Origin of the sequence: Anabaena sp. 54, from assembly GCF_017355725.1 — a bacterium.
Taxonomy (GTDB): Bacteria; Cyanobacteriota; Cyanobacteriia; order Cyanobacteriales; family Nostocaceae; genus Dolichospermum; species Dolichospermum heterosporum.
Genome location: NZ_JAAVWA010000017.1, coordinates 19,812 through 42,438, shown reverse-complemented (window position 1 = coordinate 42,438; position 22,627 = coordinate 19,812). Strand labels below are relative to the sequence as shown.

The window sequence follows — 22,627 nt, the reverse complement described above, 5'->3', positions numbered from 1 at the left end:
GACTGGGAATGAATTCCCAGTCTTATAGCAGAAGTCATCTGAAGATGACTAAATAACCCAGAAATTTTTGAACTTGTTTAGTTTACTTTAGTAAACTTTAGCTATTAGCCTGGAACTTCAGTTCCAGATGGGTCGGTCAGCCAAACAAATAAGCTATCTGTAGCTTAAGTTGAAACCAATGAGCTTTTTCCTTACCCATACCTATAGAACCCACATAATTAAGCCATCTTGAGTATATCTTCCTTCTTCCTCCGCGCTCTTCGTGGTTCATTTATCCATATTCTTCTATAAAAAACCCATAAAAAAAGGTGGGTTAACCATAAAGTCACCCACCAAATAAATTACCAATATTGTAGAAATCCGTAATTAACCAACGTTAGTTAATAACAACTCACGGGTTTCCGATTTTCTGACTTTCACCTGTCCATCATCGTCTACATCCACAATAGCCTTATCTCCATCTGCTATTTCTCCAGATAAGATCGCTTCAACCAAAGAATCTTCCAAGAGACGCATAATAGCACGGCGTAATGGTCTAGCACCGTAGCTAGGATCATAGCCTTCCTGGACAACTTTCTCTTTAAAAGCTTCTGTTACCTCTAAAGCGATGTCTTTATCCTTGAGACGACTACCAACATCACGCAGCATGATTTCAGCAATTTGCTTGACTTCATCTTTGTTGAGTTGAGTGAAGACGATAATATCATCAACACGGTTGAGGAATTCAGGACGGAAATATGCTTTGAGTTCTTCGTTAACTAGGTTACGAATGCGATGATAACTAGCGTCTGCGTGATTATCAAACTCAAACCCTAAGCTGCTACCACCTTTTTCAATTACCTTAGAACCGATATTAGAAGTCAAGATAATTAATGTGTTCTTGAAGTCTACCTTCCGACCTTTCGCATCCGTAAGATGACCGTCATCCAAGATTTGCAGCAGCATATTGAATACATCGGGATGCGCTTTTTCGATTTCGTCGAATAGTAGCACTGTATAGGGTTTGCGCCGCACAGCTTCCGTTAATTGTCCGCCTTCGTCGTATCCTACATAACCTGGAGGTGAACCAATCAACTTGGAAACGTTGTGGCTTTCCATATATTCGGACATATCTAAACGCACCATTGATTCTTCTGAACCGAAGAAGTAAGCAGCTAAGGCTTTGGCTAATTCGGTTTTACCGACACCGGTTGGTCCGGAGAAGATAAAACTGGCAATGGGACGATTAGGACTTTTTAAGCCGACACGGGCGCGACGAATAGCGCGGGAAACTGCTGTAACTGCTTGTTCTTGACCGATGAGCCTTGTATGTAAGGTGTCTTCAAGATGTAAAAGTAACTCTGATTCAGATTCAGTCAGTTTGTTGACGGGAACACCTGTCCAAGAAGCGACAATTTGGGCAATGTCTTCTTCGTTGACGAGGGGAGAGTTAACGGTTTCTTGATTTTCTTCTACATCAAGTCTGGCTTGCAGTTCTAATTCTTGTATCCGCAATTTACCAGCTTTGCCAAAATCTTGAGTTCTGATGGCTTCCGATTTGGCTTTGGTGGCGGTGGTTAATTCTCGTTTGAGTTCCTTGTTTTTGGCAATGTGGGAGTGACGCAAACGGACACGAGAACCAGCTTCATCAATTAAGTCAATGGCTTTGTCCGGTAGAAAGCGATCGCTAATATAACGATCTGCCAATTCAGCCGCGGCAATTACCGCTTCATCAGTAATATTAACTCTATGATGTTGTTCGTAAGCACCGCGTAAACCATAGAGAATATCAATAGTTTCTGCTACTGATGGTTCTCCTACCAAAATTGGCTGAAACCGCCGCTCCAGAGCCGCATCCCGTTCGATGTGTTGACGATATTCATCTAATGTGGTCGCACCAATACACTGGAGTTCTCCCCGGGCTAGAGCCGGTTTGAGGATATTAGCTGCATCTAAACCGCCTTCTGTGCCACCTGCACCGACTAAGGTATGAATTTCATCAATCACTAAGATGATATTTCCTGCGGTGCGGACTTCCTCCATGATTTTTTTGAGGCGTTCCTCAAATTCACCCCGGAAGCGAGTTCCCGCCACTACAGACCCCATATCCAAACTAATTACTTGTTTATCAAGTAAAATTTCGGGAACGTCTTGATTGACAATGCGTTGCGCTAGACCTTCAGCGATCGCTGTTTTCCCAACACCCGGCTCACCAATTAAAACCGGGTTATTTTTGGTTCTCCGACCGAGAATTTGCACCGTTCTTTCAATTTCCGGCTGGCGACCGACTACTGGGTCTAGTCTGCCCTCCTGAGCCAGTTTGGTGAGGTTTCTGCCAAACTCCTCTATGGATAAATTTTGATTGCGCTGGGAATTACTTCTACCACCAGTGACAACCGCTGTATCTTCACCCAATCGGCTCATCACAGCCGAACGAATAACTGGTAAATCCACTCCTAGATTTTGTAATACTTTGGCGGCGACTCCTTCACCAGCCTCCGTTAAACCTAATAATAAGTGTTCAGTGTTTATGTAATTATGTCCAAGACCGTGAGCTTCTCGGAAAGATTGCTCAAACAGGCTTTTTACTTTCGGGGTAAAAGGAATTTCCGGTGGGACAAACCCAGAACCCCGTCCAATTATTTTTTCTACTTCCCGACGGGATTCTTTCAGGGTAACACCCAACTCAGCCAACACTTTAGCAGCAACACCTGTTCCTTCTCCCATTAAACCCAGGAGAATTTGTTCTGTTCCTACAAAATTGTGTCCCAGTCGTCGTGCTTCCTCCTGAGCTAACATGATTACCCTAATGGCTTCGGAAGTGAAGTGTTCAAACATAGCGGGTTCTTTCCCTCGTGCTGCTTGGACTTTGGGTGAGATATAAGTTCACCCTCATCTAAAGTTTCTTGTATTTTCTTAAAGATAATGTATCTTTATTTTAAGCTGAATGGCAGTAGTGAGAGCCGTAAGTGACAAGGCGTAGTTGCCGTCATTCACTAGATTATGGTGGATAATTAGCAATGGTCGAGATTTTTCATCTTGAGTTGTTGATGGATTGCTAACTTCGTACAGGTATTGATGATGACAGAAATTCCCGGTGGTAAAGACCAACAACATCCACTCTACAACCGCGATCGCCCCCTTATTGATATCTTACTCGCTCAAGACGCAACGGACTACAATTTATCGGAATTAGCTAGACTAAAAATTCGCTATCAAGGTTTCCCAGGAGCGCGAGACATTCAAAGCAACTTAGATAAAGTTTTGCAACGCTGGGGTTTAACTGAAGCTGAACTATTTGCCAAAACCCGTCAAATCCATGATACAGGAGGAGTTTACAAAAGTCGTGGCAAAAAGGATGAGCAGGATTGGAATTAGTTAGTGGTCAGTTGTCAGTTGTCAGTTGTCGGTTGTGTTATTTTTCCCCCACTCCCCCCACTCCCCCTACTCCCCCCACTCCCCCTACTTCTCCTGTTCCCTGTTCCCTATTCCCTTCTCTCGATATTCTCTAAGTTGCTGGAGGAGTTGTTCTTGGGATAAATTGGGTGGTTCTGGGACTGGTTGGGAGGTTGTTTCCACCTTCTCTACTATTTTGGGTTGGGGATTGATTACTAATATTTGTTTTTCGGAAACAGGTGCGGTAATTACTACCTTTGATTGATTAGCATCAGCTTTGAGACCATCTAGAGTTACAGCTACCTTGGTTTTTTCCTGGATGTCTTTGCTGGAGGAAACTAATTTACTCAGACCATTTACCAATCGCAGCATATTTTGACGAAACTTAGGATCACCTGTTAATTCATCTAAATCAGCGGTGATTTTTTGGGTATTTTCAAATGTTGCTCTCGCCGCATCTAAGGTTTGTTGCAGTAAAACAATGTTTTTTGGATCATTTAAAGTTTTAGAGGCATCTTTTAAATTCACAGAAGCTTCGGCTGCATTTGCCGATAGGGTTTCTAAATTGGTTAATAATTGTCCTTGAGTTAAGCGATTAATGGCAGGTGATAAACTTGTAACTGTTTGACGAAGTTGATTACTGGTCTCCGTCATACTATTTAAAGTACCAACTAAAGAAGAACGATTGGTAGTGATGAGATTATCTAAATTTGTTAGTAAGCGATTTGCTTGTTTAGCTGTGATACTAAAATCCTTAGCTGTTGTCCCTAATTGATCTGCGGTTTTGGTAGCAGTTGTAGTTAATTGGGCTGTAGAGCGTTGTAATGTAGATGCCGTACCAGAAAATACACTTATTTGTCCTTTGAAGGTTTTGCTCAAATCTTGTAAATCCTTACTTAAATCGGCGATATTAGCAGCAGCATTAGCCGAGGTTTCTAAGGTGCGATTCACATTTTTATAGAACTTTTCGTTACTATATTGAGCCGCAAAAATAGTTGATTGACGCATCAGTTCATCTACACTGATGCCAATTGTCCCTCTTAATCGAGAACCATTACAAATAATCAAGCTAGAATTACAGTCTTTATCTAGAGGTTTGGCAGATAACTTCCCTGGTAAATCTCCTTTGGGAGTAATTTCAATAATATTTTCGCTAATTAATCCACTTTGATTAGCTTCAATGAGGGAATTACTGGGAATTATTAAATCAGGGGAGTTAATTTGAATTTCCACATCAATGGCATTTGTTCCGGGTTGAACCTTGGTGATAGTTCCCACTTTCACACCCCGAAAACGGACTACTGAACCCTTTTGCATTCCCCCAGCATTGGCAAATTCGATAATTGCTCTGTAAGAAGTTTCTCCAGGGGTGATTCTATTTAACCACAGTAAAATTGTGCCAAATGCGCCTAACCCCACCAGGAGCAACAATCCTACAGAACCTTCTCTCATCATGCGTGCAGACGTGAAACTGCTAATTAGACCTCGCATTTATTCCTCCACTGATAGCGTTAAACTCAGCAATTTTCTTTGATTTGGTACTTAACCAGCTACTTGAATGGGGCCATTGACACTTCCACTCATAAATTGTCTAATTAGGGGATTTTCTGTATGATCTAAGGCAACTACTGTACCTTGCCATTGCACTTTTCCTTGATAAAGAAATACTATTTGATCGGATGTCCGCCGAATAGTGCTTTCTTGGTGAGTCACAATGGAGTAAGTACTACAGACTCCTTGTGTATTTTGTAAGTCACGGATTAAGTCCTCAATTACCGTTGAGGCAATGGGATCTAATCCGGCTGTAGGTTCATCGTATAATAAAACCTCTGGACTATCTGTAGGACGTTGAGGATTTGACATAATAGCACGAGCAAAACTGACTCTTTTTCGCATTCCTCCAGAAAGTTCTGATGGGTAAAGGTGACTAATATCTGCTAGTCCTACCAATTCTAATTTTTGATTGACTAATTCCCGAATGTGCGATCGCTTGAGTCGAGAATGTTGATAAAGTAGAAATCCAATGTTTTCTTCGACTGTCAAAGAGTCAAATAGAGCCGCTTGCTGAAATACCATACCAATTCCCACCGGATCAGCAGCATCTTCTATTAAACCCTCTCTGCGTACTCCTTGAATATAAATTTCCCCTTCATCAGGTTTTAATAATCCGGCTATAATCCTTAAAACCGTTGATTTACCAGTTCCCGAAGGGCCAATTATTCCTAGTGCTTGTCCTCGGTATATTTTTAAATCAACGTTATCTAAAACCTTGTTGTTACCAAAAGTTTTAGAAATACCTTTTAATTCAATTAATGGTTCTAATGTTTCTGTCATTGCTAGTTAGTAATTAAATTCTCATCTGTCACCTATAATATTTTGTAAAGCACGTTATTTTCCCATTTTACTCAAGTCTATGTCTCCTTATCCTAGTTTAGTTACTGTTTCCGCACTTATACTATATTTTGTAGTGACAATTAATGTTGGTATAGCTAGAGCTAAATATCAAGTCCCTGTACCGCAGACTACAGGAAACCTGGATTTTGAAAGAGTGCTAAGGGTACAACAAAATACCTTGGAACAACTAGCTTTATTTATCCCGGCTTTATGGTTGTTTTCTATTTATGTTAGTCCTATTTGGGGTTCTGCTCTCGGTGCAGCTTGGATAGTAGGAAGAATTGCTTATGCTTGGGGATATTATCAAGCTGCTGAAAAACGCGGTCCTGGTTTTGCAATTAGTTCTCTCAGCGGTATCGTGCTAATTCTTGGTTCGCTGGTGGGGATTATTTTATCTATGGTGAAGTAGTTTTTGTTTCGCGCAAATACGCTAATGAGCAAAGACGCAAAGGAAGAGGGCGGAATTCTGTCCGCCCCTACTGGATCTATATGTTTAATTTTGTTTCACCCAACTAAATCGGGAAATACTTCTTGCACAGCAGGATGTACAAGACGGTGATTTTGGACATTTAAACCTTTTGCTAAGGCTGGGTTCATGTCTAAGGCTTTAAGTCCCAGATTTGCTAACTGGACAGTATAGGGTAGGGTACTGTTATTTAGGGCTTGCGTGGATGTCCAAGGCACTGCTCCCGGCATATTAGGAACACCATAATGTACGACTCCCTCATCAATGTATACTGGTTTAGTGTGGGATGTAGGATGTAATGTTTCTACACATCCACCTTGATCAACAGCAACATCTACAATCACTGAACCAGGGCGCATTTGTTTAACTAATTCACGAGATACTAAAATGGGGGCTTTTTTGCCAGGAATTAAGACTGCACCAATGAGTAAATCGGCATCTTTGACTGCGGCTTCAATATGGGCGGAGTTGCTGTAAAGTAGTTCTACTCTCGACCCAAACAAGGTTTCTAAGTAAGATAGACGTTCCACGTTGACATCTAAGATTTGCACCAATGCACCCATACCGACGGCGATTTTAGCGGCTTCTGTACCGACGACACCACCACCTAAAATTACGACTTTACCAGCTTTGACTCCGGGGATACCGCCTAAAAGTACGCCTCTGCCTCCTTGTTGACGTTCTAGGAATCTTGCGCCAAATTGTACGGCTAACCGACCAGCAACAATACTCATGGGGGTGAGTAGGGGAAGTTTATTTGCTCCTGGTTGTTCTACGGTTTCATAAGCGATCGCACAAGTGCCACAATCAATTAAATATTCTGTTAACTGGCGATTCGCCGCTAAATGTAAATAAGTAAATAACAATTGCTCCTTTTGCAATAATTTATACTCGCTCACCAAAGGTTCTTTTACCTTAATAACTAACTCCCGATTCCAAGCAGCATCGGCAGTATTGACAATTTCTGCCCCAGCATTGCGGTAGTCTTCATCAGTAAATCCCGCGCCAGTACCAGCTTCACTTTCTACAAAAATATTATTACCATTTTCCCGTAATACCCGAACACTGGAAGGACTTAAACCTACCCGAAATTCTTGATCTTTAGTTTCCTTGGGAACACCAATTTCCATTGATAGCCTCTTATATTTGATTGTTTCACTTTAGCGTGCCAGTACCTAGCTGATTATTTCCGTATTCAGTAATTCAAAATGCAAAATTTTTATTCTCCCTCACGCTACACCTTGACTAATCCGCCAGTCTTCTTACAATAGATAAAGAATAATTAAAAATTGTTAAGTACCGACGACCATCTTCAGCAATTTACTTGAAAAATCCCTGTAAATTTTTGTTTGCCAATTATCAAGAAAGGAATCACTGATTATGACACAACAACAACCAACCATCACCCCCAAATTAGAAGAACCTAAATTTGGTTTCAATGAATATGCTGAACGTTTAAATGGCAGAGCGGCAATGATCGGCTTTATTTTAATGGTAGTAATTGAATACGTTACCAATCAAGGTGTACTTGCATGGCTCGGTTTAAAGTAGACTTTTAATTTGGCGTTACTGATAGTATGAATTGGGTGTAGAGACGTTCTATGGAACGTCTCTACATTAGTTTTCGGTTTATTTTTGTCCTCTCAGGCTGTTTCCCCAAGTTAACTTAGTGCCTCAGTCCTAGTACAATAGAAATAACTGTGATGATCCTCAAAGCAATTACTTCTGTGGGTGTTAATTACCGTACTCCCTTTGTTGCCAAAGGAAATTACAATTGTTCGTGCTATTATTTGCCTTTGATGAAACAGACAAATTTTAGTTGGGATATTCTGAGTAAATTTATACAAAAACTCTAATTGGAACTAAGTAAGCTGTGATGAATGCTGTATTACCTCGTTTTTTAAAGTCAGCCTACCGCAAAGAACCTATCATTAGTGCGTTGATAACAGTGGGAACAATAGATGCGCTGATTGGTGGTTTGGATGATAGTTGGTCACTTTTCACCTTTGGTTTAGGAACAGCCGGAATAGCTCTCGTCTTTAAATTATGGCGAATGCAGCAGCGTCCGGCTTTACCAGAAGAACCTGTTGCTCAATATTATTTACCTCCTCAGTCTTCCGCTGACCCTTTACCTGTATTAAAGGTTTCCAAGAAGAAACCCCGTCAGTAGTAAAACCTTTGAATGTAATATAAATTAGGGCGCAAGCCCTGCGCCCCTACGGGTTTTGTAATTTAGTGATTATCAAACTATTCAAAATCAGGTAAAATTCAATTAGAGACTTCCAAGAAATAAATTATCCCAAGAAACGAACCACAGAGGCACAGAGTACACAGAGAGAGAATTTTTGCATCAGTTTTGGGACATTTTTTTATTTGGAAGTCTCTTAGTAACTATTACTAAATAGATCTATGAAATTACAAACTACTACCCAAGAAATCAAAGTAGTTACAGCTTACCATACACCAGAAGAATATTTAGAATTAGAAAAAAAAGCTGATTATAAAAACGAATGTTTCTTTATTATCGCTCAATTCCTGAATTTAAAGAATATATTTTAATTGACCAAACTAAATATTATGTGATGCAATATGTGAAAACTTCGGAAAATCAATGGATTTTAACGGAGTATGAAACTGAAGATGCTATGATAAATTTGTCATCAATTAATGTAGAATTATCTTTAAAGCAATTATATAAAAAAGTCAATTTCTCGGAAAATTTAGCATAAATAATCTCAGAATTTGATATGGCGGTTCTTGGTTGAGTGAAATACAAGAACCCCACCCCCAACCCCCTCCCCGCAAGCGATGAGGGGGCTAAGATGTAGCTCATAAGAGCGGAAACCGCTGTAATTACCTTTTTATTAACAACTAACAACTGATGACTAAATTACTCGTAGTAGCGACAGGAAACCCCGGAAAATTGAAGGAAATGCAAGCTTACTTAGCTGATTCTGGTTGGGAATTAGCTTTAAAACCGGAAGATTTAGATGTGGAAGAAACGGGAGAAACCTTTGCGGAAAATGCTTGTCTGAAAGCCTCAGAAGTTGCTAAAGCTACAGGTAATTGGGCGATCGCTGATGACTCTGGTTTAAAGGTAGATACCCTCAATGGTGCGCCGGGGGTGTATTCTGCTCGTTATGGGAACACGGATACAGAACGGATTGAGAGGTTATTGAGAGAATTAGGTGATCAGGAAAATCGCCAAGCTCAATTTGTGTGTGCGATCGCAGTTGCAAATCCTCAAGGAGAAATAGTAATTCAATCTGAGGGTATTTGTCACGGGGAAATTTTGTTTGCACCTTCTGGAGATGGTGGTTTTGGTTATGATCCGGTTTTTTATGTACCAGATAAACAATTGACTTTTGCTCAAATGACGACGGATTTAAAAAAATCAATTAGTCATCGTGGTAATGCTTTAAAAGCTTTAGTTCCCCGATTAAAAGCTCTAGATATACTATAATATATAGTATTATTTTGTTTTGAAAAGTAAGTAAATGAGGTAATTATGGAACAAACAATTACTATTACTTTCACGCCAGAAGGAAACCTAGAACTTCCTCCAGAAATTCGAGAACAATTTGTTAATGGTCAAAAATATTCAGTTACCATGACTGAAGATGGTATTTTTTTTAAAAAAGCTGCTAAATTTGATTGGAATGAATTAAGGAAAAGAAGAGAAGCAGTAAATGATCCTCATCCTTTGACAACAGAAGAGATTTGTGAAATTGTGCGAGAAGTTCGCAGGGAAAATAACGAATAATGAAAGTTGTTTTAGAAATGATATTATATATAGTATCAAGTTTTTTGAGAATGAGAACTACTTACAAATAGAAAATTGTGATCTTATGACTAAAGTAGAATTTACTCTTCCCATTGATACCATCACAGATACTATCAGACAAGAAGCGGAAAATAAAGCTAGCGTAAAGAAGATCCCCGACTTCTTTTTTAATCTTGTCAATAAAATGTAAATTGATCTAAGAAGTCGGGGATCTGGATCTTGTGGTAAAATTGGCAACAAAATTCTGATACTATTATTGCTCCCACATTATTTTATTATGAAATCACTAATGCTTTACATCGCATGAATCAAGCAAATTTATTAACCATTGAGGAGACAAAAAAAGCTTTGCAAGATGCGTTAATTTGGGGATAGTTCTTTATGGAAGTTCTCAATTTCCCCAAGTTCACGAAATGGCACTAACTCTAGCAAAAACCCTCAAATTATCTGCTGATTATGATTCTCATTACCTAGTACAGGTTGGCGTAAATAACATGATCATTAAAATCTCTGAAAATTTGATTGATTACAAGGCTTGAAAATGATTTATTCACTTACGCCGTGTATTAGTCCGTTTCAATGGAATTAAGCTATGAGACAGGGAATTCATTCCCTGGCGGTTGTGGAAGGCAACAGATAAGCCATTTTTAACTTAAGTTGACACCAATAAGCTTTTACTTTACCCCTACCTATAGAATCAAAGGACAAAGCCGTTTAGAGTATATATTACTTAAAGCCGATGATGAGATTTGAACTCACGACCTACTGATTACGAATCAGTTGCTCTACCCCTGAGCCACATCGGCGTACACAGTTACACATCATAACATAATTTATTGATGATAAAACCAAATTCTCCAAAAAATCTCAACCCGCAACAATATGAACGCCTCAAAGCCGAAGTAGCCGCACCCTATCGAGGGTTAAGGCAATTTATCTATATTGGTGTCGGTGCTTCTGGCTTTATTGGTGCATTCGTCTTCTTCTTTCAACTCCTAGCAGGACGCGATATTGAACAAGCAGCGCCTAATTTCGCAATCCAGCTAGGAGTAATTGGGTTAATGGTGTTTCTCTGGAAATGGGAAAACAGGAAGAATAGGCAAGAGGCAAAAGGCAAAAGGCAAGAGTAAATATTTCCCTGCCCTCTGCCTCTACCTACTTACCAGTTACCAAATATGGAGAATTAATGGGTTGAACACGACCAGCATTAACTAGGGCTTGATAGACAAAAGCCGCAATCTCGGCTCTAGTTGCTTGACGCTGAGGTGCAAGCTCTTTAACAGTAGGATAGTTAATGACTAATTGCCGTGAAGTTGCGGCTGCTACTGGACTAACTGCATAACTGGGAATTTGACTAGCATCAGTATAGAAGTTAATCACAGTCTGAGTATTCGCAGTTAAACCCAAACCATTAGCTAAAGCAACTATTGCTTGCACTCTAGGAATTTGTTGTTCTGGTTTAAAGGTTAAATCAGGATAACCAGACAGGAACGGACTACTAGAAGCTGTTTGAATGGCGCTATAAGCCCAATAATTGCTTTTGACATCGTTAAAAGTAATGCCTTTGCGTGTTGCTGAAGGTTTAAAAGCCTTATTGATAATGGCAGCAAATTGAGCGCGAGTTACAGGTTCATTGGGTTTAAAACTACCATCTGGAAAACCAGCGATAATATTTTGAGAAGCTAAGGCTTCAATGTAAGCTTTTGCCCAATAACCTGTTTGCACATCTTTAAAAGCAGTATTTCCAGTATTTCCAGTATTCCCAGTATTGTTATCGGGAGGTGTAGTCACCTTAGCCGCGACAAAATCCACAGCACCAAAAATCCGCTTCTCGTTGATATCGTTACCAATAGCGACAATTTTGCCAGCTTTAGTGGCATTGTTCACGTCATAACGGGCATTATCACGGATGAGGTTACCACCAGGATTTTCACTCGTACCCAAGTCAGGAACTGCACTAATAGTAGCGACAATGCCATCTCGTTTATTACTGCGAATGGCATTTTTACGGAGTATGGGTTTTGCAGTTTCCGAGATAAAAAGACCGTCTGTATTTTGGGTGATATTGTTACTTTCTAATAAAGGTGTGGAACTACCACCAATCGCTACACCAAAACCAGTATCTTGAAACAAATTGCCACGAATCACACCTTGAGCCGATTTAGCTACGGAAATTCCATTCCCCTTATTTTTCAAAAAGATGTTATTTTCAATTTGGGGATTTCCCGTACCTGTCACAAAAATCCCTTCTCGGATGCTGTTAATAAAGGTACTATTTTTGATTGCAGGGTTACTGGATTCTACCCATACAGCCGTTCCCCGTGAATTGGGGTTGGTAAAAGTTAAACCTGTAATGATAGTGCCATTATTCGCTAACAGGGTAATATCCTGTCTAGCAAAAGTGCGACTAGTGTAATAGCCACCACCGATAATGACGATTCCTTCACCTTTGTTGGATTCATTACCTTGAAGCGTGACTCCAGAATTGAGAACAAGGGGGAATGTTTCACCACTATCTTTACTATAGTTTCCAGGAGCAACCTGAACAACCGTCCCGGCTGTAGCTTTAGAAAGGGCAAAAGTGATAGTTTTATAGGGGGCTTCTGTAGTTCCATTACCAGAAGCATCTTTTCCAGTGACAGAGTTAACGTAAATGACAGTCCCACTAGCTGGTACTTGGGCTGTTAAAGTTGGGGACGCACCAGCTTTAAGTTGACTAAGTATGAGAGTAGAACTACCAGCAACTAATAACAAAGCGGTGAGACTGGTCTGTAAAGACAAACGAGAAATGTGAAAACCCTGATTTTTCATTTTTTTACTGAATTATGTGCTTTTAATGATGGTACTTTCACAAGAGTGCAGTGTAACAGATATTCATCTGCAAAACTTATATAATGACATTGAAAATTTCTTTTTGTAGAGTTCTCTAGAGAGAATATAGAACGCAATTTACCATGACATACTAGACATATCTAGACATCATGTGGTATGGTAGGACGAGTAACAAACTTAAGGACTTCCAATTAAAAAAATACCCAAAAATTTCTTGTGGTGCGGGACGAAAAGCCCGCTAATCATCAAGGACGGGCAGGACTTGTGCTGAGCTTGTCGATAGCGTAGCGTGGCGTTAGCCATAGTATGTCCATCCCACAAAATTGGGTAATTTATTTTTTGGTGTTCCCTTAGTCTAAACTCCAATTATTATTGTTGTTCTCTGTTATACATAAAAATTGAGGATAAGATTTCTTATCCCCAAAGTCCTTGCTTAAAGCAATTGGTAAATATTTGTTTTGTCAAAGGGTTAATAAGCTAAAGTTTCTAAAGTCTCTCTTAAATACATTTGTACTTGCTGATCTAGACGTAAACTTTGTAATTGAGCGTTACATTCTAATTGCCATCTTTGAAAACCAGAACTAGCAGAAATCACGTATTTCAGGTTATGCCAAAATTGAGTATTAGCAGATAATTGATGATTTATACGCTCACCATTGACATAGCCTTTGCTATCGGTACTATGCGCGTAGTTGCTAGAAGTTGGAAATTGAGCCATAATTCCTCATTCCTTGTTGTTCACTTCCAGATTTAGACAATTTGGGATTTTAGATTTCAGATTGATAATTTATTTCACATTCCCGGGAAAGACGTAAATCTAGTTACCCAAACCTAAAATTGAAAATTTTTGTTTAATCTGTTTTCAAGATAATGGTTTTATACCTGAAAATTCTGTCGCATTCATCACTAAATGCAGAGTTTTCTGCGAGAAATTTCTAAAACAACTTGTTTTCAATTAAACAGGGAATTTTTTTAAAATTTATAGCAAACCCAGGGGGTTAAGACATCAATAGATAATGAAACTCCGACCCAAACAGGATTTTACCTATTTCTTCCTTCTTTCTTCTGCCTTCGTGTTTTTTGTTTCTATCCCTACGGGACACGAACGTGGTTCATTAATTCCTAACTCCTTTTAAGCGGAGTGCTGATTTTACATTATTTGAGTGTTGAACTCGAAACAGTCTCAATTCAACACTCATCAACTCAGCACTCAACGCTGGATGCACGTCACTACTTAGTCATAGTTAAAGTCCGACGTTTAGTTACCAATTGGTAGGATTCAATGATGTCATTTTCCACCCAGTCATGGAACTTATCAATGCCGATACCACATTCATAACCTGCGTTGACTTCACGGGCATCTTCTTTCATCCGTTTGAGGGAATCGAGGACACCTTCATAAACTACCTTATTGTGACGACGGACGCGCACTTTACAGTTGCGAACGAGTTTACCAGATTGCACATAACAACCGGCAACAGCACCACGACCAACTGGGAAGACAGCACGAACTTCTGTTTGTCCTAAAGGTTCTTCCACCAATTCTGGTTCGAGTAGACCTTCTAAAGCACCTTGGATATCTTCCAAGAGTTTGTAGATGATGTTATATTCTCGAACATCTACACCTGCTTCATCCGCAGCCTGTCTAGCTCCACTGGCGTAGGTGGTGTTGAAACCAATGATCACAGCGTTACTGGCAGCAGCTAAGTCTATGTCTGTTTCGGTGATTTCTCCAGCGGTAGCTAGGAGCATCCGAATTTGGACTTCGTTTTGCGGAATTTGGCGCAGAGAGCCGATAATGGCTTCCACAGAACCTTGTACGTCGCCTTTGAGGATGAGGTTGAGTTCTTTTAACTCGCCTTCTTGTGCTTGTGCTGACAGGGTAGTGAGGGTGACACGACCTTGTAACAATCGAGACTGACGTTGCTTATCGGCGCGATCGCTGGCTATAGAACGAGCTTCTTTTTCGTTTTCATAAACCTCGAAATCATCACCAGCAGCAGGGACATCACTTAAACCCAATACTTCCACAGCAAAGGATGGACTAGCGATATCTACACGCTTACCGCGATCATTTACCATCGCTCGGACTTTACCGAAGGCTGAACCAGCGACCAGCATATCTCCAACGTGGAGAGTACCGTTTTGAATCAGCAAGGTAGCAACTGCACCTTTCGCCTTATCCAAATGAGCCTCAATGACTGTTCCTTTTGCGACCCGATCTGGATTAGCGGATAGTTCGGCTACTTCCGACACCAACATAATCATTTCTAGGAGGGTATCGAGATTTTCGCCCTTAATGGCACTAACGGGAACCATGATGGTTTCACCACCCCAATCTTCAGCGGTGAGACCGTAATTGGTGAGTTCCTGTTTAACCCGTTCTGGTTGTGCGCCTTCTTTATCAATCTTGTTGATGGCAACAACAATGGGAACATCGGCGGCTTTAGCGTGGCTAATAGCTTCGATGGTTTGGGGACGAACACCGTCATCAGCAGCTACGACTAAAACGGCAATATCTGTCACCCTAGCTCCTCTGGCACGCATCGCGGTGAAGGCTTCGTGACCAGGAGTATCGAGGAAAACAATCTGCTGTGGTTTACCTTCATGGACGATATCAACATGATATGCGCCGATATGTTGGGTAATACCGCCTGCTTCCCCAGAAGCAACTTTGGTTTTGCGAATTGAGTCGAGGAGAGTGGTTTTACCGTGGTCTACGTGACCCATGATGGTGACAACTGGAGGACGACGAATGAGATGATCCAAGTCAGCCACGTCAATCATTTCTGTGACTTTCCGGGCTTCAGCTTCTCGTTCGACGATTTCGACTTCTACTTCTAGTTCTTTGGCGACTAGGGTAATGGTCGGAATATCCAAATTTTGGGTGATACTGACAGCCATGCCTTTCATAAACAGGATTTTGACAATCTCTGTATCGGCAATTACTAAGGCATCAGCTAACTCTTGGACTGTTAATGGACCAGTGACAGCTAGTGTGGCTGGACGATCTGGTTTTTGCTCGATATTTTCTTGACGACGATTGTGGTCGCGGGAAGAACTAGATTTCTTACCTCTGGTGGTAGGAGCAGCTACAACAGCTACAGTTGGCGCACCAGCACGAGTCCCTTTAGGTTTGGGTGGACGGGCAATAGAGAGACTAGCTTGGACGGTTGTGGAAATTTCTAGACCGTTTTCATCTAAATCATCCTCATCGAGTAAATCATCTTCTAAGATTGGTTTGACCCGTTTGCCCTTAGGTCCCAACTTAGCCTTTTCTTTGATTTCGTCAATGATTTCTTCTTCTTGCCATTTCTTCCCACCTTTGTTTAAACGCGGGGGTGTAGGGCGTTTTAAATCAAGGAGATCGGGAACAATTGGTGTTTCATCCAATGATTCTTTTTTTGCGCTGCCGGCATTATGCCTGGGTGGAGTTGCCGTGGGAATGGCTGCTGGTTCACCGGGACGTGCGGGTCTAGGACGTTGAATATCACCGCCAACGGATGGCCTGCCACTGCGCTGTTCTGGTCTTGTCGGGGCTGCTGAATTAGCCCGACTAGGTTTAGGTGGTGCAGATGGTGAACTTTGGTCAGATGAGGGCTTATTAACCTTACTTCTAACTGGTTGCCTGTCTTCCTCGACCCGCTGGGTGCGATCGCGTTTGAGCAGAGGTTTTTCCGATGTTCCGACTACTGGTGTATCTGGCGATTTTGTGCCATCTACTCTGGCAGGGGGAGAAACCAATTGGGGTTTTTGCGGTTTCTCTGGTTTAGGTCTAGGAGTAGATATCTTCTCTGATTTTTCCCCTACTACCTTTTCCGCCACCGGTTGAGGATTAGATGCCTGTTCCGGTTGGGTAGGATTAGGTTTGAGCGGAGTCTCGGATTGATTCCGGGGAACTGGTCGAGTTGGTGCCGTCGGCTTCATAGATGAGACAGGTGTAGCGAAAGGCCGTGGAGGTGAAGGACTATTAGCCTCAGTAGCGTCAGTAGCAACTGAAGTATCTGGTGAGTTGGTAGTAGTGTTTCTCAATATTTTCGGTTTGCGAATTTCTAGAATTTGCTGTTTGTGATTGGCACTGGAACGGTTTGGGGATGAATTTGGTTTATGGCCGTTTTTACCCTGTTCCTTTTTGGAGACTAAATTCGCGGCAGCCACTTTTTCGGCGGCGCTACGAATTTGTTCAGCTTCCGATTCGGAAATCGTACTGCTATGGCTTTTGACCGCAATATCGAGCTGATCGCAAATTGCTAGTAGCTCTTTATTGTCCAAATTCAATTCCTTTGATAAGTCATAGATTCTAACTTTTCCGTTGTTCATCCACTCTTTCCCCTTTAATTTACAGTTTTAATGGATGGTTGCCTGGTTTGTGACATCTCCACCCTTTGATCACTGTTTTTTCGGTTGCCCTTGGTGATATTGCCGGTGCCTCCAGTTAGGAAAGAGAGATGTTTCGGGTTAATACTGACATCTCCACCAGGAATGATGGTTGATGCAGAACTGCGATTTGACGCTACCAGGTTGCCATTTTTGGTTCTTTTGTTTTGCTGATTTGTGAGTCTTCCACAATACAATCAAAAAAAAACTTTTTGGGAGTAATGCCTTGCGTCTTGTCCAAAAAAAGGAGATCGAGAAAGCTAGTTACATCCATTTACTATTTTGGCACTAACTTGAGCGATACTAAAGGTTATGATCAGAGCGTGAATAGTTCGGCTTTTGTCATAATATCTTTAGAGGTTATCGCAATTTTAGTTGTTACCATTAAATCCGATTTTGGCGATCGCCGTGATTTAGACGTTGCCACAATGCTTGATACACTGTGTCTGGCACTGTCCCATGCAGCGATCTTCCTAGTCTATTTTTTTTCTGAGCTAGTTGCAGGCAACTCTCTTGCGGACAGATATAGGCAGAACGCCCCATGCCCTGATCTAATTGTACCTTTCCAGATGGAAAGACGCGGACAATCCGCCAAAACTCTTGTTTCAAGTTGACTTGACGACAACTAATACAACGCCGATAGTTCGGTTTCATCAGTCTTTTGCCAGATTCAGCTAGATATCTTCCTGATACTAAACAATGTATTTTTTAATGTCAGTTGTCATTGGGAAGAAATATTCCCCCTGCTCCCTGCTCCCTGCTCCCTGCTCCCTGCTCCCTGCTTCCCTTACTTTCTCAAATTATTGCAGGCAAATTTGGGGAATTAATCTTCCTCCCTATTGTTGAATCTATCCTCATCCAATTCTAATTCTTCTGCCATTTCATATTCTCGGTCAGACCTATCATCCTCATCATTTCGTGGTTGATTTTGCGCTCTCACCGCTGCAAATTTAATATCTTCAGCTTCCTGGTCATATTTAGCCTGATCTTTAATATCAATTTTCCAACCAGTGAGACGGGCTGCTAACCGCACATTTTGCCCTTCTTTACCAATAGCCAAACTCAGTTGATCTTCCGCAACTAACACATGAGTTTGGCGACTTTCTGGGTCCATCAGTCTAACTTCATCTACCCGTGCTGGACTTAAGGCATTAGCAATATAGGTAGCTGGATCTGGAGACCAGCGAATCACATCTATTTTTTCACCACGTAATTCATTAACTACTACCTGGATTCGTGATCCCCTCGCACCAATACAAGCGCCAACGGGGTCTACATCCCGATCTAAGGTATCAACAGCAATTTTTGTCCGGGGTCCCACATAACGAGAAGGAGGATTAGCCTCTCTGGCTACAGCCACAATCCGCACTACCTCATCTTCAATTTCTGGGACTTCATTGGCGAATAGATAAACTACTAAACCTGCATCAGCACGCGATACCATCAACTGTGGACCCCGTTGCTGTCCTTGGGAAACTTTTTTCAGATATACCTTAAAAGTTGCATTAGCACGATAGTTATCATTGGGTAACTGTTCTCGCTTGGGTAACTCCGCGTCTACCTCTGATTGTCCAAATCCACTACTCACAGCCAAAATCACAGACTGACGTTCAAATCGCAATACTCTAGCTTGTAAAACCGTGCCTTCTAAGTCTTGAAACTCTTCTTGCACCATTTGACGTTGTTGATCTCGCAACTTTTGCGCCAATACTTGCTTAGTTTGCATGGCTGCCATGCGCCCAAATTCACCCTGATCTGGGGTGACATCCAATACCACAGAATCTCCCAGTTGAGCTTCAGGGGCTACTTGCTGTACCTCATCTAAGGAAATTTGATGATCAGTATTACTAACTGCATCAACAATAGTTTTGGTGGAAAGAACCCGAAATCCCTCACCCTCTATATCCAATTCTACTTCAAAATTATTAAAATACTCTTCATCAAATTGTCTGCGTTCTAAATTTTGGGCGCGACGATAACGTTCGTAACCCTTAATTAAGGCTTCTCTAATAGCCGCTTGTACAGCCAAACGCGGCAAATTTCGTTCTTTGCTAATACTTTCAATTAGCTCTTTTAATCCAGATAAAGTCACCATTGACATACGCAATCTCCTAAAATTTTATGTAAGCTAGTCAGCACAATTAGATAACTAGTGAGAAGTAATTGTTTTTTCACTACCAATTACTCCTTACCAATTACCAGTTACCAGTCCCTAATCCAAAGTCTAAAATCTAAAATTGATTAGCTAAGTAGGTTAGCATTGAAAATTGTCGTTATGGGAGGGCAAGAGGCAAGAGTGAAGAAGCTTTGGGCGATTTTACTTTTCTTTACACACCTTGGTTTTATTGTGTTCACCTACTTACGCTCATCTATTTGTACTTTGGTAATGAGGTCACGCGGGATTTTGATTACACGACCTTTTTGATTAAGGTAAACTGTGGTTTCATCCCGACGCACCAATAGACCTATCCAATCTTGCTGTTGTTCGTAGGGTGGGGAAGTGGAAATAACTACAGGAAATCCTTTGAAGGAAATAAACTCCCTGTCTGTTACCAGTTGCCGCGAAATACCAGGACTGGATACTTCCAATACATAAGCGTCTGGAATGATCTCTCCCGCATCTAATGACGCTTCTAAGGCACGGCTCATCCTTTCACAATCATTCAGGCCAATGTCCTGTAGAGGATTAAAGATATCTACTCGCAAGACTGGGGGGCTTTGGTTCGTATGAAAAACTATACTAACAACTTCCAATCCTAGTTCTGTGGCTACTGGTGTCGCCAAATCAATAATTTGTGGTATTAAAGGATGAGTCATGGGAGAATTCAATAAAAAAAGTGGGCTTCAACCCACTTCCTGCGACAGGGATATCTTCCAAGAAGTACTGTGACGAACTGCATTAGTTCGCCCCTAAAATGAGTGTAGCCTATTTCTTCAGTTAGTCATGACAGACTTGAAAAAATTGGGAATGAGTAATTGGGAATGGGTAATTGGTGATTAGGAAAAATCGGCTCTTGCGTCTCTTTTATGGTGATTGAGGATTGATGATAACAAAACCCTTACGGGACAAGGGTTATAAACAATTATTTCCATGTTTTCAATGAAATGCCTACATAATAGGGCTTTCAATGATTTTGAACCAGGTTTTCCATAAAAATAACCGAAGAACCGAAAAATCTTCTTCCCTACCTCCCCTACCTCCCCTACCTCCCCTACCTCCCCTACCTCCCCTACCTCCCCTACCTCCCCTACCTCCCCTACCTCCCCTACCTCCCCTACCTCCCCTACCTCCCTTACCCTGCTCCTTACGATACTCAATTTTGCTTGTTGGTCAATAAAGTCACTTATGCGTATTCATCTCATCACCTTCCTATAGCGTAGGTGAGAGGCTTCTACTATTTAAGCTAAAATTTTTAGTTCACCACAACGCCGTTTTACCTAAGTTTATGACCTGGTTAAACCAGGTGGGAACTGAGGGTTCTCATTTAAAGTTTCCGGGTACAAGCCCGGTATACTGCCACGAGAATTGTTTAGCTCCCTTGTTGTTAAAGACATAGATCAAAAAACTTGATGGCAGTCACCAATCGTCGTAGTGCAACTAACTCATTATAGCTTTGAAAAATAGTTTGTGTATTTATTTAGGGAAAATTTTGGCAAATTTTTGCTGGGGGATACCAGATGGATTCAATTTTGTGTATGGTGTCTTTGGCTTCATCCAGAGTATCTTGCTCCAGGAGAACGGTGATATGCCCTAGTTTACGTCCTGGACGAGCTTCTGTTTTGCCGTACCAGTGGACAGTAGCTTTGGGAATAGCGGCAAGTTGTTGACGTTGTTTCTGATAGTCGCTATGGCTGCTTTCATATCCTAGCAGATTAACCATCACAGCACTAGCACAACGTAATCTAGTATTGGTTAATGGTAAACCACACACCGCTCTCAGATGTAGTTCAAATTGGGAAGTTTCACAAGCATCCAGGGAAAAATGTCCAGAGTTATGGGTGCGTGGTGCTATTTCATTAATTAGAATTTTACCCGCGGCGGTGAGAAATAGTTCAATGCCACAGACTCCTACATATTGAAGGCTAGTTAATAGTTTATGGGCGATCGCTTCAATTTCTAAATTTTGCTCTTGGGTGATTTTAGCTGGGGCAATTACCCACCGACAAACCTGTTCTTCTTGGCGAGTTTCTACCGCTGGATAGATGATAATTTCCCCATTTACAGAACGGGCTGCAATTATCGCCAGTTCTTTGGTAAAAGGTACAAATTCTTCGACTAAAAACTGGGTACGACTTTGATTAACTATTTTTGATAAGGTCGGAAAATCGGGAATGATAAAAGTTCCTTGACCATCATATCCATGTCTTCGCGCTTTGAGAACCACCGGAAATCCCAAGTTTTCAATCTGAGATTCTACCGCTTTTTCCCCTGATAATGCTAAAAACTGAGGAACTGGCAAACCTAAATCCCGTAAATAGCACCGTTGTTCATATTTATCTAACAGAGGTGCTAAAGCTGCTAAGGTCGGACGAAAACAGACACCCTGTTTTTCTAGTAGTGATAAAGCAGCAAGATCCACAAACTCGTTTTCAAAGGTAACGATATCACACTTTGTTGCTAAAATTTCTGTGGCTGCGGCATCATCAACTGCGGCAAAAACACTATCTTGGGCAATAGATACGGCTGGATCATTTGCATTAGGAGTTTGGACTATTAATTCTACTCCCAGCTTATTTGCTGTATCTTTCATCATCCAAGCCAGTTGTCCACCACCGATTATACCAAGTTTTATTGACATCCTAAGGACTCACGAGTTTCTACACCGGTCTGAGAATTTACACCGCTGGCTTTTTGACATAGCTCTTTAATTTGCGCTTTGTCTAAAATTGCGTCTGTAAAGTCTGCACCTGTGATATTAACATCTGTAAAGACAGTGCGGAGTAAAAGAGCTTCGATTAAAACGGCATTACTTAAATCAGCACCTATTAATTTTACCTCATTCATCATCGCATTGGTTAAATCTGCTCCATGCAAATTTGCCTTTGTCATGACTGAAGCACTGAAAACTGTTCCTCGCAAATCCGCACCTGTAAAGTTAGCCATTTCCAAGTTAGCGTTAGAAAATTCCGCAGCTTGTAAACTTTGTCCTGAAAAGTCTTGTCTTGACAACTCTGCATTACTATATGATAAAGGATGTGTCCAGTCTGCCAATGCTGTTTGTGGGATGAACCAAAGCATAATTCCCAAAATCCATCCTAAGCCTTTTTGCCAAAACATAGTTAATGAGTCCCAATTAGTGATGAATAGTTAACAGTTGATAATTCGGGCGTTGCATGAAGGTTAATGGCAATTACTCCTTTTTCCAATTACTGTTTACAATAATTCATTAAATTTGATG

21 protein-coding genes, 1 tRNA gene and 1 other RNA gene are annotated in these 22,627 nt (G+C 41.2%); 9 read left to right on the top strand and 14 right to left on the bottom strand.

Going from position 1 to position 22,627, the window contains the following annotated elements:
• Positions 1-366 precede the first annotated feature (366 nt).
• The gene (locus tag HEQ36_RS15905; RefSeq protein WP_168637134.1) at positions 367-2,817 is read right to left on the bottom strand and encodes an ATP-dependent Clp protease ATP-binding subunit; all 2,451 of its coding nucleotides are present in this window, start codon (positions 2,815-2,817) and stop codon (positions 367-369) included.
• A gap of 243 nt (positions 2,818-3,060) precedes the next feature.
• Between HEQ36_RS15905 and HEQ36_RS15900 the strand changes: the two genes are divergently transcribed.
• A complete protein-coding gene (locus HEQ36_RS15900; RefSeq protein ID WP_168637255.1) occupies positions 3,061-3,357 on the top strand; it encodes a DUF3288 family protein in 297 nt (98 codons plus the stop codon).
• An 84-nt stretch (positions 3,358-3,441) separates the two neighbouring features.
• On the opposite strand, the gene HEQ36_RS15895 is transcribed toward HEQ36_RS15900, so the two are convergent.
• The gene (locus HEQ36_RS15895; protein WP_168637133.1) at positions 3,442-4,866 is read right to left on the bottom strand and encodes an MlaD family protein; all 1,425 of its coding nucleotides are present in this window, start codon (positions 4,864-4,866) and stop codon (positions 3,442-3,444) included.
• A 51-nt stretch (positions 4,867-4,917) separates the two neighbouring features.
• Positions 4,918-5,709, bottom strand: a complete 792-nt coding sequence (locus tag HEQ36_RS15890; protein WP_168637132.1) for an ABC transporter ATP-binding protein — start codon at positions 5,707-5,709, stop codon at positions 4,918-4,920.
• A 79-nt stretch (positions 5,710-5,788) separates the two neighbouring features.
• On the opposite strand from HEQ36_RS15890, the gene HEQ36_RS15885 reads away from it, so the two are divergent.
• The gene (locus tag HEQ36_RS15885) at positions 5,789-6,178 is read left to right on the top strand and encodes an MAPEG family protein (protein WP_015083489.1); all 390 of its coding nucleotides are present in this window, start codon (positions 5,789-5,791) and stop codon (positions 6,176-6,178) included.
• A gap of 95 nt (positions 6,179-6,273) precedes the next feature.
• Here HEQ36_RS15885 and ald read toward each other — a convergent pair whose 3' ends face one another.
• A complete protein-coding gene (gene ald, locus HEQ36_RS15880) occupies positions 6,274-7,365 on the bottom strand; it encodes an alanine dehydrogenase (protein ID WP_053538407.1) in 1,092 nt (363 codons plus the stop codon).
• Between the two features lie 250 nt (positions 7,366-7,615).
• On the opposite strand from ald, the gene HEQ36_RS15875 reads away from it, so the two are divergent.
• From HEQ36_RS15875 to HEQ36_RS15850, 6 genes are all read left to right on the top strand, one after another.
• Entirely contained in the window at positions 7,616-7,786 is a 171-nt protein-coding gene (locus HEQ36_RS15875; RefSeq protein ID WP_027402036.1) for a chlorophyll a/b-binding protein, read from the top strand.
• 325 nt (positions 7,787-8,111) lie between these two features.
• Positions 8,112-8,405, top strand: a complete 294-nt coding sequence (locus HEQ36_RS15870; protein ID WP_039204548.1) for a hypothetical protein — start codon at positions 8,112-8,114, stop codon at positions 8,403-8,405.
• A gap of 239 nt (positions 8,406-8,644) precedes the next feature.
• A complete protein-coding gene (locus HEQ36_RS15865; RefSeq protein WP_233455594.1) occupies positions 8,645-8,794 on the top strand; it encodes a hypothetical protein in 150 nt (49 codons plus the stop codon).
• A gap of 23 nt (positions 8,795-8,817) precedes the next feature.
• The gene (locus HEQ36_RS15860) at positions 8,818-8,964 is read left to right on the top strand and encodes a hypothetical protein (protein WP_233455593.1); all 147 of its coding nucleotides are present in this window, start codon (positions 8,818-8,820) and stop codon (positions 8,962-8,964) included.
• Positions 8,965-9,116: 152 nt separating this feature from the next.
• Positions 9,117-9,698 carry an RdgB/HAM1 family non-canonical purine NTP pyrophosphatase gene (gene rdgB / locus HEQ36_RS15855; protein ID WP_168637131.1) on the top strand — a complete coding sequence of 194 codons (582 nt, stop codon included), beginning with the start codon at positions 9,117-9,119 and terminating at the stop codon, positions 9,696-9,698.
• A gap of 45 nt (positions 9,699-9,743) precedes the next feature.
• Positions 9,744-9,998, top strand: coding sequence for a hypothetical protein (locus HEQ36_RS15850; protein ID WP_053538409.1), 255 nt, complete (start codon positions 9,744-9,746; stop codon positions 9,996-9,998).
• A 755-nt stretch (positions 9,999-10,753) separates the two neighbouring features.
• On the opposite strand, the gene HEQ36_RS15845 is transcribed toward HEQ36_RS15850, so the two are convergent.
• Positions 10,754-10,825 (bottom strand) — tRNA-Thr (locus tag HEQ36_RS15845).
• 33 nt (positions 10,826-10,858) lie between these two features.
• Here HEQ36_RS15845 and HEQ36_RS15840 point away from each other — a divergent pair.
• Positions 10,859-11,149 (top strand): DUF3493 domain-containing protein, encoded by a 291-nt coding sequence (locus HEQ36_RS15840; protein ID WP_039200401.1) that lies wholly within the window; start codon positions 10,859-10,861, stop codon positions 11,147-11,149.
• Between the two features lie 25 nt (positions 11,150-11,174).
• On the opposite strand, the gene HEQ36_RS15835 is transcribed toward HEQ36_RS15840, so the two are convergent.
• The 9 genes from HEQ36_RS15835 to HEQ36_RS15795 form a co-directional block, all read right to left on the bottom strand.
• Complete coding sequence (locus HEQ36_RS15835; protein ID WP_168637130.1) at positions 11,175-12,830, bottom strand: DUF1565 domain-containing protein; 1,656 nt, start codon at positions 12,828-12,830, stop codon at positions 11,175-11,177.
• A 490-nt stretch (positions 12,831-13,320) separates the two neighbouring features.
• Positions 13,321-13,569, bottom strand: a complete 249-nt coding sequence (locus HEQ36_RS15830) for a hypothetical protein (protein ID WP_039205187.1) — start codon at positions 13,567-13,569, stop codon at positions 13,321-13,323.
• A gap of 512 nt (positions 13,570-14,081) precedes the next feature.
• The gene (gene infB / locus HEQ36_RS15825) at positions 14,082-17,171 is read right to left on the bottom strand and encodes a translation initiation factor IF-2 (RefSeq protein ID WP_168637254.1); all 3,090 of its coding nucleotides are present in this window, start codon (positions 17,169-17,171) and stop codon (positions 14,082-14,084) included.
• Positions 17,172-17,612: 441 nt separating this feature from the next.
• Positions 17,613-17,882, bottom strand: a complete 270-nt coding sequence (locus tag HEQ36_RS15820) for a YlxR family protein (protein WP_053538412.1) — start codon at positions 17,880-17,882, stop codon at positions 17,613-17,615.
• A gap of 169 nt (positions 17,883-18,051) precedes the next feature.
• Positions 18,052-19,329: a transcription termination factor NusA gene (nusA, locus tag HEQ36_RS15815; RefSeq protein ID WP_174763439.1), complete on the bottom strand. Its 1,278-nt coding sequence runs from the start codon at positions 19,327-19,329 to the stop codon at positions 18,052-18,054.
• Between the two features lie 254 nt (positions 19,330-19,583).
• A complete protein-coding gene (rimP, locus tag HEQ36_RS15810) occupies positions 19,584-20,045 on the bottom strand; it encodes a ribosome maturation factor RimP (protein ID WP_168637129.1) in 462 nt (153 codons plus the stop codon).
• A 597-nt stretch (positions 20,046-20,642) separates the two neighbouring features.
• Positions 20,643-20,827: non-coding RNA, 6S RNA (gene ssrS / locus HEQ36_RS15805), on the bottom strand.
• Between the two features lie 39 nt (positions 20,828-20,866).
• On the bottom strand, positions 20,867-22,027 hold the full coding sequence (locus tag HEQ36_RS15800) for a 5-(carboxyamino)imidazole ribonucleotide synthase (RefSeq protein WP_168637128.1): 1,161 nt from the start codon (positions 22,025-22,027) through the stop codon (positions 20,867-20,869).
• Positions 22,018-22,506, bottom strand: a complete 489-nt coding sequence (locus HEQ36_RS15795) for a pentapeptide repeat-containing protein (RefSeq protein ID WP_039205198.1) — start codon at positions 22,504-22,506, stop codon at positions 22,018-22,020. The genes HEQ36_RS15800 and HEQ36_RS15795 overlap by 10 nt, the downstream gene beginning before the upstream one ends.
• Positions 22,507-22,627: the final 121 nt, after the last annotated feature.